This window comes from Coleofasciculus sp. H7-1, assembly GCF_057473865.1.
Genome location: NZ_JBYCCT010000065.1, coordinates 1 through 15,816, shown reverse-complemented (window position 1 = coordinate 15,816; position 15,816 = coordinate 1). Strand labels below are relative to the sequence as shown.

Sequence of the window (15,816 nt, the reverse complement as noted above, 5' to 3'; positions counted from 1 at the left end):
AACTTGCTTAGTATAGATTGCGAGTTTTTACAGAGAATTCCATACTTTTTTAAGGAATAGACTCACTTCACAGACTTATGGAATCAAAACTCGCTATCAGAAAGCTTCCAGTCCGCCGCTACCGCTGGTTTGAGAGATTGATGGCAATCATTGCCACGATCAACTTTGCTTTAGTGTTGTTTGACCTAAGTTACATACCCTGGCGTGATTTCTACCTTCGGGAAATTCCCAGTCTCATTCAGATGTACGATCCCATTAAAGGAATTGAACTGCATCGAGAAACGCAGGCTTATCTCAATCGGGTGAACGAACTGGAACAGCAAGTGATGCAGACTGGACTAGAGTCGGCAGAGGTAGAAAGCTTGCTACAGGACTTGCGTAGCCGCAGTAATGAAATGATTGAGGATAATCCGTTTGCGTTGGCGAAGAAAAGCGGTTCTTTAGAAAAAATTAAGAATCAACTGCGCGATCGCGTGAGTAAAGAATCGGCTCATCAAGCCTTTAATGAATTTTGGAGTCAAGCTTATCTTTTCCAAGCAGGTTGGCAGCAAGAACTCAATTTTTTTAATACAGAAACTCGCCCCCTGATTCAGACTAACTACTATCGCAGTTTGGGAATAAATGGGAAATTTTTTGATAAATTCTGGTTGATTGACTTACCGTTTACAATTTTATTTGCTCTAGAATTTTTGGTTCGCACTTTCTATATCAGTCGCCAATATCCTGACTTTAGCTGGCTACAAGGAATGCTGCGGCGATGGTACGATCTGTTTTTGCTGCTACCCTTTTGGCGGTGGTTGCGAGTCATTCCGGTAACGATTCGCCTCTATCAATCTGAATTACTAAATCTTGAACCTGTACGGCAGCAAATTAACCATGATTTTGTGGCTAATTTCGCTGAAGAATTGACTGAAATTATGGGCATACAGGTAATTAACCAAATGCAAGGAGCAATTCAACGAGGCGATCTAGCACGCTGGCTGTTTCATCCTGGAAATCGCCGCCCCTATATCAATATTAATAACACCAATGAGCTGCAAGCGATCGCAATTCGCCTGATTAACCTCAGTGTCCATAATGTTCTCCCCCAAATTCAGCCTGATTTAGAAGCTTTAGTGCATCACAGTCTGGAAAGTACTCTCAAGCAATTTCCGGTTTTTCAACAATTCCAAAATGTTCCGGGTTTGAGTCGTTTACCTAGCCAGATTAGTGAAAATTTTGCTAAAAATTTCTCTCAAACCGCTTACAATAACGCCCTAAAAGCGGTTGAAGATCCAGTTGCCTCAGAACTAACGACTCGTTTAATTGATAATTTTGGAAAAGCTTTAGAGGGGGAATTACAGAAAAAGCACAATCTTCAGGAAATCGAATCTTTACTTATAGATATGTTAGAGGAAATCAAAATTAACTACGTCAAGGGCATTGCAGAATCAGGAATGGATAAAATCTTGGATGAAGCGGAGCAATTGCATCAAATTGTTCGGCAATAGATTAATAATCTACACGGTTTTCTTTCAAACTCAACCTGGAATGAAGCAGGATGAGAGTAGGGACACGGCAATGCCGTGTCCCGGAGAGTGGCATCTACTTCCCTCCAAAAAGCGAGGGAATAGAGGGGGTTAAGGGAAGGAGAAATCCTACTTCCCCTGCTTAAAGAGGGCATATAGCAATCCTAAATGATTCGTGAAGGCGAGATCCCCGACTTCTCTAAGAAGTCGGGGATCTGAACCGCTGGTATCTCACAACTCAAATAGGATTGCTATAGAGGGGGTTCTATGTAAATTTTTACAATTGAAATGCTGCCAAATGGTAGAACTTTGGCTGCCTTTGCGGTTACTCGAAGGAATATGCGCTAACACTATCTATTATTGAAGTGCATCGCCTAAGCTTAATCTCTCCAGCCATCTTAAAATTAGCGAGGCCCCTATGAAATCAATCGTGAGTGGTGTTAGCTTGTTGCTAGCAGTACTGCACTTGGCGGGAATCAGCATAGAACGGGTGCAGGCACAAGCAATCATCCCAACACCCGATATTACTGCTACCCTCTCCGGTGTGGAACAGAATATTCTTCTGGCACAAGTTGCTACCCCCACCAAATTAGACAACGCTTTCGATCGAGAAAATTTGACGGAGATAGTGCCGCAAATTGAACAAACGTGGGAAAAACAATATGAAGATTACTTTCGGATAAATTTCTCCGACGAGTCAATTACAGCAAAGGATGTCGCCGATACTCTAGGCAAAATTGCGGTTCAAACTGGTAAAAAGCCTGCTCTAATTTATGTAGTTCCTAGAGCAAAACAACTAGAACTGGTGTTGATTACTCCGGGGAATCAACCGATTCACTCTTCGCTTCCGGGTGCGAAGAGTGAAGTCCTGCTCAAAGAAGTGACAAAGTTTAGAGAAAATATCGTAGATCCCAAACAGCGGAATAGTACCCGCTATCTGCCAGCAGCGCAGCAGTTATATCGGTGGATTGTTGCGCCACTGGAGACAGATTTGAAAAAAAATAAGATAGACACGCTGATCTTTTGTATGGGTGTTGGTCTGCGTACTATTCCACTAGCAGCATTCCATGATGGGCAAAAGTTTCTGGTGGAAAAGTATAGTATTGGGCGCATTCCTGCTTTCAAACTGACAGATACCCTCTATGTCTCTCTGAAGAATTCGCAAGTTCTAGCAATGGGTGCGTCAAAATTCAAGGAGCAAAATCCCTTGCCTGCGGTGCCAGTGGAGTTATCTGCGATCGCGCAAAAGCTAGGGCAGGGTAAATTCTTCTTAAACCAACAATTCACCCTGGCTAATCTGCAATCGCAACGCGCCTCAGAACCCTATAAAATTATTCACCTAGCAACCCATGCCTTCTTCGAGCCGGGAGAACCGAGCAACTCCTACGTTCAGTTATGGGACGTGAAACTGACACTGGATAAGATGCGGCAATTACAATGGAACTCTCCACCCGTGGAACTGTTAGTGCTGAGTGCTTGTAGAACTGCTCTCGGCGATGAACAAGCAGAATTAGGCTTTGCGGGGTTAGCCGTTCAGTCTGGAGCTAAGTCTGCTGTCGCTAGTTTGTGGTCTGTCAGCGATGAAGGAACCTTGGGACTGATGACAGAGTTTTATCAGCAACTGAAAACTGCCCCCATTAAAGCAGAGGCGCTCAGGCAAGCTCAGATAGGGATGTTGCAAGGGAAGGTACACCTGCAAGATGGTCAGTTGTACAGTTCCAGTGGGAAGATATCTCTGCCGCCAGAACTGGCAGGAATTCAAAACGTGGATTTATCGCACCCCTACTATTGGGCTGCCTTTACCTTAGTGGGCAGCCCCTGGTAATTAAAAATTAAAAACCAATTTTTAATTTTTAATTTTTAATTTTTAATTGAATTAAAGGGGTCGATAGACGCGATAGTTGATTTCGGGGAAGATGTTGTCAATTTCCTCCACTTTTTCCAGCCAACCGCTGTCGATTTTGCCATCTTTGATATCGTCGTAGAGTTTGTGGAAGCGCATCAAGTGCGATCGCGTTCTTCTCACCGCATAAGGCACCATCGTTCCCGTCCGCATAATAAACGCCCAGTCAGAAGATTGTGCCAGCAGCACTTCCCGCGCCGCTTGATTGAGAGCTTTCCACTCCAGCTCATCTGCGGGTTCCCGCCGCCCCAGCTCGATCATCCGCTCTGCTGCCTTATGCAAGTGCGGGTAAATCCAAGCATTCGTCTCATTCAGCCAATACTCGTGGAAGCCTTTATAACCCCAACTCGACTGAGAAGGACGGCAGACTTGCTGCATCGGATTCCCTTGTAAATAATCAGCCAAATGCGTCATCTGATACGTGCCTTGGTCATACCAAGACTTGCGGAACAGATAATCGATAAACCAAGGACCTTCGTACCACCAGTGACCAAACAATTCCGCATCGTAGGGCGAAACGATGATTGGCGGACGCTGCATCATCTGGTGCAAATGCTCAACTTGCCGCTCTCGGTTATACGTGAAATTTGCGGCGTGTTCAGCCGCCTTTTCCCGCGCCCAATAGGGATCGTAAAGTTGCTTATCGCCCAACCCCAAACCGCGCCCAGTAATCTTGTGATATTTGATGCCCGTATTCTTCCGCTGACCGTTGGGCATGATGTAGGGCTTAATGTATTCGTATTCCGCTTCCCAGCCCAAATCTTTGTAAAATTCCCGATATTCCGCCGCACCGGGATAGCCTACTTCCGAAGACCAAACCTGCTGGGAAGACTCGTGATCTCGACCAAAGGCAGCAACTCCGGTTTCTGTAAAGATCGGAGCGTAAGAGCCAAAGCGGGGACGAGGACGGGCGTAGAGAATGCCATGTCCATCGGTCAGGAAGTAGCGCAAGCCCGCATCGGCGAGCATTCGTTCTAACCCTTCATAGTAGGCGCATTCCGGCAACCAAATCCCTTTGGGAGGACGCCCAAAGCTTTGCTCGTAGTGTTCTACTGCTACCTGAATTTGTGCCCAGACTGCCTGAGGATACATCTTCATCAGCGGCAGGTAGCCGTGCGTTGCGCCGCAGGTGATGATCTCCAGGTTGTTACTATCTAAAAATTGCTTAAATGCCGTTACCAAGTCGCGGTTATGGCGTTCCCAGGTTTGGCGAATCCCGCTAAATTCATGAACGTAATGTTCGGCGAGATAGCGAATATGACCGTTATTCGCGTTATGCTCAACTTCTAGTTCAACGAGTTCTTCCAGTTTCGCTAAGTGGTCATCGTAGCGCTCTTGCAGTAGCGGATCGCGCAGCATCGACACCAAAGGCGGTGTCATGCTCATGGTGATCTTGAAGTCAATGCCGTCCCGCTTTAAGCCTTCAAATACGTGCAGCAGAGGAATGTAGGTTTCGGTGATGGCTTCAAACAGCCACTCTTCTTCCAGAACGTAGTCACTTTCAGGATGCCGCACGAAGGGCAGGTGGGCATGGAGAACAAGAGCAAGATAGCCGATGGGCATAGTAATTCTGGGGTCTTAGATGGACATGAAATTGAAGCAGGCTGGGCAAAATTGAAGTTATTTTAAGATTTTACGGCGAAAGCGAGTCAGCATTGGGCGGGGATTCCCAATAAGTTCTGGCGGTGGTTCGCCTATCCTGGTAATTGACGATCAATTTGCCTGCTCCCTTTTGAAATCAGCGTAAAATTCAGCCTGTGCTAAAAAAAGTAACTTTGACACTTAGCCTATTAACCGGCGCTCTTTGGGTTGGTGGCTCTTTTCAATCTACGTTCGCCACTCCCCTTATTGTTGCCCAAGAAGCACCTGTCCAAACACCAGCCCCAGAACCAAAAGTCGCCCCATCCGCACCAGCACCTACCCAAGCACCGACAACTCAACCAGCGTCATCTGATGTGAAGCTGACTTTAGAAGATTTGCCTGCTGGGTTTCAGGAACTCCCACCCGATGTAGCCGTCGAGATTGCCTCCAAATTGGATGTTCTCAGACAACAGCTAACGCAAGCGAACATGAAGCCGGAGAACTTCTTTGCTTTCGTTAATCCAGAGAACTTCCAAATCGTCTTGGGCTTCACTGGAAATATGCCAAATCAGCCCGAACAAGCTAAGTTTGATGCGGGTCTGCAAGAAATGCAGAACCCTCAGAAGCAACAACAGATGTTGAGCCTACTGCGGGAGAGACTCAAAGCATACCAGGGACTAGAAGTTGTGGAATACAAACCCCTGCCGGAACTGAATAACCTGGGGAATGCTTCGGGTGGCATGACGCTGGCTCTGAAGATACAAGAGCAACCCGTGCGGATGGATATCGCTGCTTTTCGCCGAAATTCGACAGGAGCGTTAACAGCGGTGATGTACGTCAATGGTAAACAGCCAGCGGTGCAGGTAGGAGATGTGGTTCGCAAGCTAGACAGCCGGATTTTGCAGGTGTCTCCTGCTGCCAATCTGCCTCGCACCCGGTTAGGACGATAGACGGGCGATCGCGCCAGCAATCTCTCTTAGGCGATAGAGCGCGATCGCTTAAGAGAGATTTAAGGGTTGCTGGCGCGATTGAGTTCATCTGTCGATCCGCTCGCAGCAGAGTATATTAGAGGGCTAAGACCTGCCCAATCCGCTAAATCCCTGAAAGGGATTTAAATATGGCTGAAACAGCTAGCACAAAAACGTCTGAAAGTAAAGCCCGTCCCATCTGGAAGCGTATCCCACTCTACTTTCAAATATTAATTGCCCTGATTCTAGGCGTAGGCTTGGGGATGTTGCTAGGTGCTGGGAACCCCGCTCCTCAAAATGTCGCCGCGATCAATAACCTGGCAATTCCTTGCAACTTGGTATTAAAGGCGCTCAAAGCCCTCGCCACACCGCTGATTCTGCTGGCAGTGCTGCATACCTTCCTCACCGCCAGTATCCCCGGCAGGTCAGGTCGCCGTTTGGCAGTTCTGTTGTTAACCAATACTGTCGTAGCCATCCTGATTGGTCTTTTAGTCGCCAATGTCGTGCAACCGGGCAGATGGGGAGGTCTTGTTGCACCCCCAAGCACTGCCGAAGTCACCAAGACACTCGACCCCTGGGGACTCCTGCAAGATAGCGTGCCTGCTTCTATCCTCCAGCCTTTGGTCGAGAACAATGTTATCCAACTGATTGTCGTCGCCCTGAGCTTTGGAATCGTCTTGCGTGCCTTGAAAACAGAGCAGGTAGCTCAAGGGAAAACGGAATATCTAGCCGCCGAACACGGGATTACATTTTTATTCGAGGCAGTCATTCGCGTTCTGGGCTGGGTGATTGCCCTAGTGCCACTGGCAGTCTTCGGGATTGTTGCTAAAACTGTTGCCCTTCAAGGCTTCGCACCGTTTAAATCTCTGGCTGCGTTCATCGTGGCGGTGCTGGTGGCGCTGTTATTGCAAGCCTGCTACTATCTTAGCCGGGTGTTCTTCGGCTCGTGGGTGAGTCCGCAACGCTTTCTAGCTGGAGGATCTGATGCTTTCCTCACCGCCTTCTCAACCGCTTCCTCGACGGTGACAATGCCGATCACTTTTCGAGTTTTGCAGGAAAAAGTGGGCTTAAGGGAATCTTCCGCATCGCTGGGGGCTTTAGTCGGTAGCAACTTCAACAACGACGGCACAGCACTCTATGAAGCCATGTCTGCTTTGTTTGTTGCCCAAGTGCTGAACATTCCTCTGAGTCTCCCACAGCAGTTGATCGTCGTGCTGACATCCATCGTTGCCTCCGTAGGCGCAGCGGGCATTCCAGAAGCGGGGCTAGTGACGATGACGCTGGTTTTCACGGCGGTTGGTTTGCCTACTCAATACATCGCCTTGCTGGTGACGGTGGATTGGTTCCTCGATCGCTGTCGCACTGCAATTAATGTAATGGGCGATATGACTGTCAGTGCATTACTTGATGGCAAGGTGCCTAAACAGGAGCCTGATTTGATAGAAGAAGTCATTCAAAGTCAATAGTTATTAGTCATTAGTTATTGACAAAGTGGGCAATTAGCAATCCAACAAGATAGCAACTAAGGGTTTTTCTTTCCCCCGATATAGGCAAAATATAACTTGAGCAAGATATGCTGAAAAATAAGACTACCTGGCACTAGGAATTAAACGATGGATGACAAACCGGGAATAGTGTCTGAAAAAGAGACGGAAGCAAACTCCTCAACTTCTGACCCAGAAACAGACAAAGCGGAAAAGTCTTTAACGCAGTCCACGGATGTCAAGAAGCCATCGTTCTTCGATTCAGTTGCCACTGCTGGGCAAGCAGTGGTGAAAACAGCAGCCGGAGTCGGGATGGCAGTTGGGAACACTGCCTACCAGACAGGCAAAGCTGTGGCGACGACGACTACTGGGGTAGCGCAAGCGGCGGCGAAACAAGCGCAAAAATTGATTGAACAAACCACGCAAGGCGCAGGGCGTGCAGTGACTTTTGTGGGTGACAACGCATTTTTGCGGCACGTTACTAGGGCGTTACCCACGAATTGGTTGCTGGGGATTATCAATCAAGTTGATGTCGTAAAAGCTGAAGCTGATGTTAAAAAGCTACAGCAAAAGTATCCCGACGAAAAACCGAATCAGATTGCCCATCGTCTGATGGTTGAGAAAGCAATTTATGGTGGCGGAATGGGGCTGGCGACTGGCTTGTTGCCGGGAGCGGCATTGGCGTTGCTGACGGTTGATTTGGCGGCAACGACGCTATTGCAGTCAGAAATGGTTTATCAGATTGCGGCGGCTTATGGATTAGATTTGAAAGATCCTGCCCGTAAGGGTGAAGTGCTGGGAATCTTTGGTTTGTCCTTGGGCGGTTCTCGTGCAATCAAGGCGGGTTTGGGTTTATTGAAAGCGACGCCAGTGGCGGGTGCGGCGATCGGTGCTAGCGCGAATGCGACGATGATCTATGCGCTGGGGTATGCGGCTTGTCGCTTTTATGAGGCACAGCTGCATTCTCAGGCATCGATGGAAAAGCTGGTAGAGTCTCAGGCGGCAAGCGAGAAGTATTTGGAAAGTGCGATCGCGCAACAAGCGATTATGGATCGGATTCTGGTTCATATCATCGTGGCGAGTCATCCTGGCAAATCTTGGGAAGATATTTTACCGTCGTTACAAGCTGCCAAACTTAGCCCAACTTCTCTAGAGGCGATCGCCAATAACATTAATCGACAACAGCCTTTAGATACGCTTCTGGATCAACTCAATCGGGACTATGCGTTGCCGCTGTTAGCTCAGTGCTATACAATCTCCCAACTAGATAGCGCAGTGACGCCAGAAGAATCCCAAGTCATTGAAAAAATTACCCAAAAATTTGATATCGACGTAGAGGCAATTAAAAAAATTGTCGGTTCAACACCACGCTGACAAATACTAACGCTTGTGCGCGATCGCTCTAATCGCCCCAGTCTGCTTCAAAAAGCTAGCTATTGGGGAACGAATCTAGCGCGTTTTTGTCTGCGTGAGTGTTAGTCACGCTTTTGATCTGGGAATCCTAAGAGGGAGGCGATACTAAATCTCTCTCCTGCGATCGCTGCTAGCCATGACGAAACAGTGGATTCGAGAACGAACCAGTGCCGGGGAACGGGTACGCACTGGCGTTGCAGCCTTAACGACAAGGCGTGCAATCAGGGATACAACTTCTCTGCCCGAACTGAATTCTGTCTCTGCCCGAACTGAATTCTGTAGCGCTGCGTCAGCATCAATCAGTTTGATTGTCTCATCTCTTGCATCTGGAAAATCTCACCCCCAGCTTGTTTCCCTTGAAATAAAGGCAGAGAATTACTTCTGTTTCCTTGCAGGATAGGGTTGGAGAAGACGCCTTCTGGCACAAGAGATTAGATTTAGGAACTCCTGGTAACTAAATAGGCAGGTGAAAATAAATTTAAAAACTCAATTATTAACTCAACTTAAGAATTTTTATATTGTTTTTCTGTCTCGATACTTAGGTTTGTATCCTTACTTATAACTCTTTCCCGTTATGCCTGAACAAATCTCTCAACTAACGGCAATGTTTGACCTTGGAGAATCAGAAAGTATTCTTGATAAACTCCCTCCAGAAGCCAAGAAATGGGCGGAAAGTTTGCCTTGGAACCAGCGCCGTTATGTGCTGTCATTGTGTCATCTAATGTGTGCGGCTACTCCAGAAATGCAAGCAGAATTTTTGGATGATTATACGGCAACGGGCTTAGTTACCAAAAGACTTCAAGACAAAAATACTCAACAAAGAGTCCAAGAATATTTAACACAATTCCACCTTCATTTAGACTTAAATGAATTAGTTTTAAGAAGTTATATTAGACAGTTTTATATCCATTCAGCTCAAGATGTAAGTAGACAACCAGAATTGTACTTAGAATCAGCTCTGAGACTGGTTCTCAGTACAGAAGAACGTAACAATGTGTTTAACTACATTTTGGGATTTGAACTCATTAAAATGATGTTTAAAATGAGTTGGTTGCAGCATGAAAGACTATATCAACTACAAATTAATCAAGAAGAGTTTTTCAATACTTATATAAAACCAATTCAACATGCTCATCGAATTAATGCGATAGTTGTTCCCAGTTCTAATAATCGTTTTTTTGACAAACGTAATTATTTTGTACAAAAACCTGTAATTAGCGATAAGAAGTTAATACAGCTAGTTATGGCTACTTTTAATACAGATTTAGTGACTCATTTTGGTTTTACAATTATTCGACATCTCAATTCTTTAGTTTTTGATTATGAATATATCTTTGAGGATGAACAAGAAGGTGTATTTAAATAACCCTAATTTGCTTTGCGCTTGAAACTTTATCAGGACCCACGGATACGGACGTGCGCCCCCAATATAGCGGTTCTCACTTGTATGCGGTACAGCTTTAACTTCTCTCCAAACCTCTCTTTGATCCGGAGAAAGGCTTTGAAATTAGCCCCCTTCCCTCCCAGGGAAGGGGGTTGGGGGTTAGGTCTGACTGTACTAGACTCAACCCTTAAAGCGCTATATTTCTCGGATAAGCCCACAAGTCGATCGCGTTAGCGAAGCACAGGGTATGCAGTGAATCTATAGCCTGGAACTACGGCAAGGCAACCTCCCTACCCCATAAAGTTGCAAAGCAGGACTTACGCATCACCACATAGTAAGGGCAACCACAGGGGGATTGAACCGACAAGAACGCTATATGTATAAGCTTTGCGTAAGTCCTGCAAAGGTAGAGGAGGCTGGCAAATACGTTATTTTTTATCGCAAAAAAAAGACAGGCATCTTGCCTGTCTCATAACTATTTAGTACAACGCCAAACTTAGAAATTCATCTCAGCCGCTTGCACTCTCTCAACTTGCTTCTTCTTCAGTACTAGCAAGACTTGACACAACATGATTGCAGCAATAAATGCCATCAACCACTTGATCCGGGTGGGGCTTTGCAAAACGATTTCGGCATCCATTTGACCAAAGCCACCGACGTTAGGATTGGAAGTCAGCGCTTCGCCAGCTTTAACTTCCTGTCCTTCGGAGACAATTAGCTCTGGACCTGCGGGAATTGTATCAACAACCGCATTGCCTTCTGCTGGTTGAATGGTGACTTGAGAGCCACCTTCTTCAGCTTGGGTAATGGAAGCGACGCGACCGGCTACAGAAGCGTTATAGATGGAATTGTTGCTCTTTTCACCTGTGGGGTAAACCTGACCGCGACCCCGGTTGCCACCAACGTGAATCGAGTATTTACCGAAGAAAACTTTCTTATCGGTCTGTGGATTGGGAGACAGAACGGGGAAGATAATTTCCTGATATTGATCGCCTGGAATGGGGCCAACTATGACAATATTTTCTTTGTCTTCGCTGTAGGGTTGGTAGTAGAGTTCCCCGATTTTTTCCTTCATTTCTTCAGGAATTCTATCTTCGGGGGCAATTTTGAAGCCTTCTGGCAACATTAAAACGGCACCCACGTTCAGGGGACCTTTGCTGCCATCGGCTTGCACCTGCTGCGTGTTGGTGTCGTAGGGAACTTTCACGACGGCTTCAAAGACGGTGTCTGGCAGAACAGATTGGGGAACTTCTATTTCTGTGGGTTTGGCACCGAGGTGACAGTTGGCACACACAATCCGCCCCGTTGGTTCGCGAGGGGTTTCAGGATAGGTTTGTTGCGCCCAGAAGGGATAGGCACTCGCTGATTGGGGAAGGGCTAGATCGCTGGCGAGGAATAATGACACGGTGGCGATCGCAACCAGGACGGTTTTGATCATCGCCTGTTTGCCTATTTTGGATATCGCCGATAAAGAAACTTTTCTCATCTCTCAAGAAGGGATTCTGGGTCGAATTTCAAACAATATCTATCAGTTTTTTGTCTTTAGTTTTTCGTTCTTAGTTTTTTGTCCTTAGTTTTTCGTCCTTAGTGTTTGGTCTATTACAAATGACCAATGACTCATGACGAATGACTGATGACTGATGACTAAGCACCGATGACTAATGACCTTATGTCCACCAAGGATTTTCGCCGGTACGGAAGTCGGTTTCCGTCCAAGACGTTAATGTAACCTTGTCGTCCGCCACGGTAGCGTGAACCAGTGCCAGAGACAGCGGTGCTGGTCCCCGTACTACCTTGCCGGTGCTGTCATATTGAGAACCGTGGCAGGGACACATAAACTTGTTCTCACCGGAATTCCAAGGGACAACGCAACCCAAGTGGGTGCAGACGGCGTTTAAGCCGTAATTGTCAATGGTTTTCTCCTCGGTCACGACAATGTAGGTAGGGTCGCCCTTGAAGCCCTGAACCAAGGTGCGATCGCCCGCATTATGATTAGCTAAAAAATCACTCACAATGACATCGTTGCCGATGGCATCTTTGGCAGTTAGACCACCACCCGTTCCACCACTCGAAGGGGGGATGAAATACTTAACAACGGGATACAGTGCCCCCAGAGCTGTTCCTGTAATGGTACCAAAAGTGAGCAAATTCATAAATTGACGACGCCCCATATCGGGAACGTCTGACGAGCTAGAAAGTTGAGCCATGAGTAACGTCTGAGTGTATAGCTATGTGAACAACCCTGGGTTTAGTCCCAGATTTTGTTAAACCTTGCCTAATCAATGTATACCAAGCAAGTCGCAAGCCTGTTCGCCACAAACCCTTTTGTAGAAAGGTTTACAGCCTTGCTAAGGGTATTATTACATTCTTTTGCACCGTATCATTAATTTAAGAAGCGCTCCATTTATGACGAAATGTAAAGAAAAGTAATTGCGATAAAACTATGACAGGACAAGACCTTCGCCAACTCCTGATCGACAAGTGGGGACGCTCATACGATATCCAGATCAGGCGGACTCAGGGCAAAATTTTCCTCCAGGTAATGTGGAAATACTTAGAGCAGGCGTCTTTTCCGCTGTCGGAGGCAGACTACATGGCGCACCTGGATACTGTCGCCGAGTATCTCCACGCTTGGGGTGGAGCTGACCAAGTACAACATTATATTGAACAAACGCGCGATCGCCCTCGACTCGGTAAAGCAGTCAGCATCCCCCTAGACCTGGGTGAACGAGCCTCGGAGTGGATGCTCGAACAGTTCTAGAAGGTGCCAACTTACCGATCTCAGCGCCCTACGAGCTTAACCAAGCCAATTCCGCTATAGTAGAGTCCCAAAACGGCACCCGCGAGGAGGCTTTGGGTGAGGGGGTCGGTGGAAGGCGTCAGAATGGCACCCAAAATTGCTGCCCCCAGGATCACAAACCGCCAGCCAGATAGCATTTGCCCAGAAGAGACAATTCCCAAAAAGCCGAGTAGCAGCTGGACGATGGGAATTTGAAATGCCAATCCGGTGCTAAACATCAGCAGCAGCACGAATTCAAAATATCGGTCAATCGACCACAGCTGCTCGACGACATCTGCCCCGTAGCTGATGAAGAAATTCAGGGCGGCTGGAATTAATGCTACATAGGCAAATGCCAGTCCCGCTACAAACAGGACACCCGACCCCAAAACAACGGGTCCCACTAAGCGGCGTTCGCGGCGAGTAAGCCCTGGGAGAACAAACAGGATGATCTGGTACAAGATAAAGGGACTGGCTACTAGCAAGCCACTGTAACCGGCAACTTTAATGGAGACAAAGAAGTATTCTCCCGGTGCCAGCTGGAGAAACTTGACGCCCTGCGCCGGTACCTCCAGCAGTTGGACAATTGGCTTGACAAACAGGAAGCTGCCAATGACACCTACGACAACCGCAATTAGCGCATAGAAAATCCGCCGCCGCAACTCCTCCAGATGGTCGAATAGAGACATCTCGGTTTCAGCGGGCAGCTCATCAAGGTATTCATCTTCTAGATTGCGGTTCGCTGATTCCGGCTCCAGGTCTGGATTTAGCTGGGATGCGGTATCGACTTCTGAAGGAAGCGTCATCGGTCAAGTTTGCTTTGAAGATTTCTTGACTATTGTATCCATATCAATTAAAAATTAAAAATTAAAAATTAAAAATTGAAGAAAGTTCCAGCAATTAGAAATTAAAAATTGAAGAAAGTTCCAGCAATTAGAAATTAAAAATTGAAGAAAAATCCAGCGATAGAAAGCCACTTCTACGGCTAGTAATCGGTAATGAAATTTTCCTCATTACCAACTCCCAAAACGGGAGCTTTCATTACACCAAACTGCTTTCTCCAATTTTTAATTTTTAATTTTTGAATGCGGTTGGCTGACCTTCTGAGTATTTTGCTACCTGCTGAGAGATTTTCGGATTGTACAGGCGTAAGTAATTCCAGTAGTTGCCAAACACATTCTTGACGTAACCCTGAGTTTCATCAAAGGGAATGGCTTCGACGAATTCATCTGGATCGCTTACTTTTTTGTCTTGGAGCCACTTCGACAGATTACCGGAACCGGCATTGTAACTAGCGATCGCTAACATGGAGTTATTTTTGTAGCGATCGTGAATTTCATCCAGATACCAGGTGCCTAATTTAACGTTGTCGTTGGGATTTTCCAAGCTATATTTCTTGATGCCAATGTTTTCGGCAACCCATTTACTGGTTTCTGGCATCACCTGCATTAAGCCAACCGCACCAGCACTAGAGCGGATTTTTGGCTCAAATCGGGACTCTTGCCGAATCACAGAGATCACGAGCAAGGGATTGAGCTGACGTTGTTGAGACCAGTTTTCAATCGCTTCGATATAGAGAGTAGGATACAACGCCTGCCAGTAAGCAACTTGTTGCGTTAGAGCTTTGTATTGTGCTTGCTCCTCCGGGTTCTCGCGATCTTCTAAGCTAGAGATTTTAGCAATTCCTTGCAAGTGGTCTCCGATGCTGAGTCGAAGCAAACCATCGGTAAATTGTTCTGCAACCGTTGGCTTGACCCGGTTTTGAAATTCTGTTTGCCAGAGCGTCCAGGCATCTTTGCCTTGACCCATTTGGTAAAGTTCTTGTAAAGCAGCAGAACCCACGGGCAGCGACGGTCGCTTGGCAGGCCATTCTACTTTGGGATCTCGCTGACGCACACTGTTAAAGTCTCCCACATCCCAGCCCAGCATGACGGCAGACCGCCAAGCATAGTAAGATTGGGGATACTTCGCCACTACATTCTCAAAAGCTGCTTTCGCCTCCTGCTTGCGCCCCAGCTTGTTTGACCATTTACCCACCCAAAAAGCTGCCCGACGAGCTAATTCGCTATCAGGATTCTGAGTTGGGATGGGCTTGGCGATTTGCAGCGCCTCCTGGTAATTTCCAGCCCGTGCCTTCGATTGAGCCAATTTCCACCGATATTCTGCCGCTGCATCAGTATTGCCATACTTGGTGAGTAATGATTGACGCGCCACGGCTGCGGACTCGGAACTTTTGAGACTATCGAGAATTTTCGCTTCTAATAAGATTGCTTCGCCAGCTCGGTTGGGGAATTGACTGATGACTTGGTCGAGATAAGGAACCGCCTCGATAGCGGGACCGATTTTGGCGATCTGGAGGAGAGCGGTAGCACTTTCGTTAGCATTGGGGAACTCCTGCACCACCTCTTTATAGGCGCGGAGTGCTTTAACTTTGTTCTCGGCAAGATCGAGTCCCCTAGCGATCCGGTAGGCGTTGTGGAGGGTGCGAGGGGCTTTGGCATAAGCGGTACTGGCTTGACCGTATTTCTGGTTTCCCCAGTAGCCTAAAGCGATCGCTTCCCATACTTCTGGCTTGAGTTGCTCTGCTGGCAAACCCACCAACTTATCTAGCACTGAGGTAATTCCTGGACTGTCAAAGGCATACTTTGCCAGTAACACCATCAATTTTGGGCGTTGCATAATAAAGTATGAATTCAAGGTGCTTAGCCATGCAATGTCCTCGTTGTGGTTCTACTCATACCCGTAAGAATGGTGTGAAGCAAGGTAAGCAAAATCACATCTGTGCGGAATGTGGTC

At 47.0% G+C, this 15,816-nt stretch carries 14 protein-coding genes; 9 read left to right on the top strand and 5 right to left on the bottom strand.

Annotated features, from left to right (window positions below; all coding sequences use genetic code 11):
- Positions 1-77 precede the first annotated feature (77 nt).
- Positions 78-1,490, top strand: coding sequence for a hypothetical protein (locus tag AC2VDX_RS16210; protein ID WP_378184211.1), 1,413 nt, complete (start codon positions 78-80; stop codon positions 1,488-1,490).
- 436 nt (positions 1,491-1,926) lie between these two features.
- Positions 1,927-3,333: a CHAT domain-containing protein gene (locus AC2VDX_RS16205; RefSeq protein WP_378184213.1), complete on the top strand. Its 1,407-nt coding sequence runs from the start codon at positions 1,927-1,929 to the stop codon at positions 3,331-3,333.
- Between the two features lie 51 nt (positions 3,334-3,384).
- Here AC2VDX_RS16205 and AC2VDX_RS16200 read toward each other — a convergent pair whose 3' ends face one another.
- The gene (locus AC2VDX_RS16200) at positions 3,385-4,974 is read right to left on the bottom strand and encodes a glycoside hydrolase family 57 protein (protein WP_378184215.1); all 1,590 of its coding nucleotides are present in this window, start codon (positions 4,972-4,974) and stop codon (positions 3,385-3,387) included.
- 212 nt (positions 4,975-5,186) lie between these two features.
- On the opposite strand from AC2VDX_RS16200, the gene AC2VDX_RS16195 reads away from it, so the two are divergent.
- The 5 genes from AC2VDX_RS16195 (at position 5,187) to AC2VDX_RS16175 (ending at position 10,223) form a co-directional block, all read left to right on the top strand.
- On the top strand, positions 5,187-5,942 hold the full coding sequence (locus AC2VDX_RS16195) for a hypothetical protein (protein WP_486928203.1): 756 nt from the start codon (positions 5,187-5,189) through the stop codon (positions 5,940-5,942).
- Positions 5,943-6,109: 167 nt separating this feature from the next.
- Positions 6,110-7,426, top strand: coding sequence for a dicarboxylate/amino acid:cation symporter (locus AC2VDX_RS16190; RefSeq protein WP_378184219.1), 1,317 nt, complete (start codon positions 6,110-6,112; stop codon positions 7,424-7,426).
- Between the two features lie 147 nt (positions 7,427-7,573).
- Positions 7,574-8,818 (top strand): EcsC family protein, encoded by a 1,245-nt coding sequence (locus AC2VDX_RS16185; protein ID WP_378184221.1) that lies wholly within the window; start codon positions 7,574-7,576, stop codon positions 8,816-8,818.
- A gap of 175 nt (positions 8,819-8,993) precedes the next feature.
- Positions 8,994-9,257, top strand: coding sequence for a hypothetical protein (locus AC2VDX_RS16180; RefSeq protein WP_486928202.1), 264 nt, complete (start codon positions 8,994-8,996; stop codon positions 9,255-9,257).
- A gap of 174 nt (positions 9,258-9,431) precedes the next feature.
- Complete coding sequence (locus AC2VDX_RS16175; RefSeq protein ID WP_378184223.1) at positions 9,432-10,223, top strand: cobyrinic acid a,c-diamide synthase; 792 nt, start codon at positions 9,432-9,434, stop codon at positions 10,221-10,223.
- Between the two features lie 514 nt (positions 10,224-10,737).
- Here the strand turns inward: AC2VDX_RS16175 and petA are convergent.
- Both petA and petC read right to left on the bottom strand, forming a co-directional pair.
- A complete protein-coding gene (gene petA, locus AC2VDX_RS16170; RefSeq protein ID WP_378184225.1) occupies positions 10,738-11,727 on the bottom strand; it encodes a cytochrome f in 990 nt (329 codons plus the stop codon).
- A gap of 181 nt (positions 11,728-11,908) precedes the next feature.
- The gene (gene petC, locus AC2VDX_RS16165; protein ID WP_378184227.1) at positions 11,909-12,448 is read right to left on the bottom strand and encodes a cytochrome b6-f complex iron-sulfur subunit; all 540 of its coding nucleotides are present in this window, start codon (positions 12,446-12,448) and stop codon (positions 11,909-11,911) included.
- 236 nt (positions 12,449-12,684) lie between these two features.
- Here petC and AC2VDX_RS16160 point away from each other — a divergent pair, with 236 nt between their 5' ends.
- Positions 12,685-13,002 (top strand): DUF3067 family protein, encoded by a 318-nt coding sequence (locus AC2VDX_RS16160; RefSeq protein ID WP_378184229.1) that lies wholly within the window; start codon positions 12,685-12,687, stop codon positions 13,000-13,002.
- Positions 13,003-13,022: 20 nt separating this feature from the next.
- Here AC2VDX_RS16160 and tatC read toward each other — a convergent pair whose 3' ends face one another.
- Positions 13,023-13,826, bottom strand: coding sequence for a twin-arginine translocase subunit TatC (tatC, locus tag AC2VDX_RS16155; RefSeq protein ID WP_378184231.1), 804 nt, complete (start codon positions 13,824-13,826; stop codon positions 13,023-13,025).
- 268 nt (positions 13,827-14,094) lie between these two features.
- A complete protein-coding gene (locus tag AC2VDX_RS16150; protein ID WP_378184234.1) occupies positions 14,095-15,699 on the bottom strand; it encodes a lytic transglycosylase domain-containing protein in 1,605 nt (534 codons plus the stop codon).
- A 29-nt stretch (positions 15,700-15,728) separates the two neighbouring features.
- On the opposite strand from AC2VDX_RS16150, the gene AC2VDX_RS16145 reads away from it, so the two are divergent.
- Positions 15,729-15,816 (top strand): IS1/IS1595 family N-terminal zinc-binding domain-containing protein (locus AC2VDX_RS16145; RefSeq protein WP_486928133.1); only part of this gene is annotated, 88 nt, incomplete at its 3' end.

Bases quoted from the DNA above. Each gene is read 5' to 3' on its own strand.
- AC2VDX_RS16210 (WP_378184211.1), top strand. From the start codon at position 78: ATGGAATCAAAACTCGCTATCAGAAAGCTTCCAGTCCGCCGCTACCGC.
- AC2VDX_RS16205 (WP_378184213.1), top strand. From the start codon at position 1,927: ATGAAATCAATCGTGAGTGGTGTTAGCTTGTTGCTAGCAGTACTGCAC.
- AC2VDX_RS16200 (WP_378184215.1), bottom strand. From the start codon at position 4,974: ATGCCCATCGGCTATCTTGCTCTTGTTCTCCATGCCCACCTGCCCTTC.
- AC2VDX_RS16190 (WP_378184219.1), top strand. From the start codon at position 6,110: ATGGCTGAAACAGCTAGCACAAAAACGTCTGAAAGTAAAGCCCGTCCC.
- AC2VDX_RS16185 (WP_378184221.1), top strand. From the start codon at position 7,574: ATGGATGACAAACCGGGAATAGTGTCTGAAAAAGAGACGGAAGCAAAC.
- AC2VDX_RS16180 (WP_486928202.1), top strand. From the start codon at position 8,994: ATGACGAAACAGTGGATTCGAGAACGAACCAGTGCCGGGGAACGGGTA.
- AC2VDX_RS16175 (WP_378184223.1), top strand. From the start codon at position 9,432: ATGCCTGAACAAATCTCTCAACTAACGGCAATGTTTGACCTTGGAGAA.
- petA (WP_378184225.1), bottom strand. From the start codon at position 11,727: ATGAGAAAAGTTTCTTTATCGGCGATATCCAAAATAGGCAAACAGGCG.
- petC (WP_378184227.1), bottom strand. From the start codon at position 12,448: ATGGCTCAACTTTCTAGCTCGTCAGACGTTCCCGATATGGGGCGTCGT.
- AC2VDX_RS16160 (WP_378184229.1), top strand. From the start codon at position 12,685: ATGACAGGACAAGACCTTCGCCAACTCCTGATCGACAAGTGGGGACGC.
- tatC (WP_378184231.1), bottom strand. From the start codon at position 13,826: ATGACGCTTCCTTCAGAAGTCGATACCGCATCCCAGCTAAATCCAGAC.
- AC2VDX_RS16150 (WP_378184234.1), bottom strand. From the start codon at position 15,699: ATGCAACGCCCAAAATTGATGGTGTTACTGGCAAAGTATGCCTTTGAC.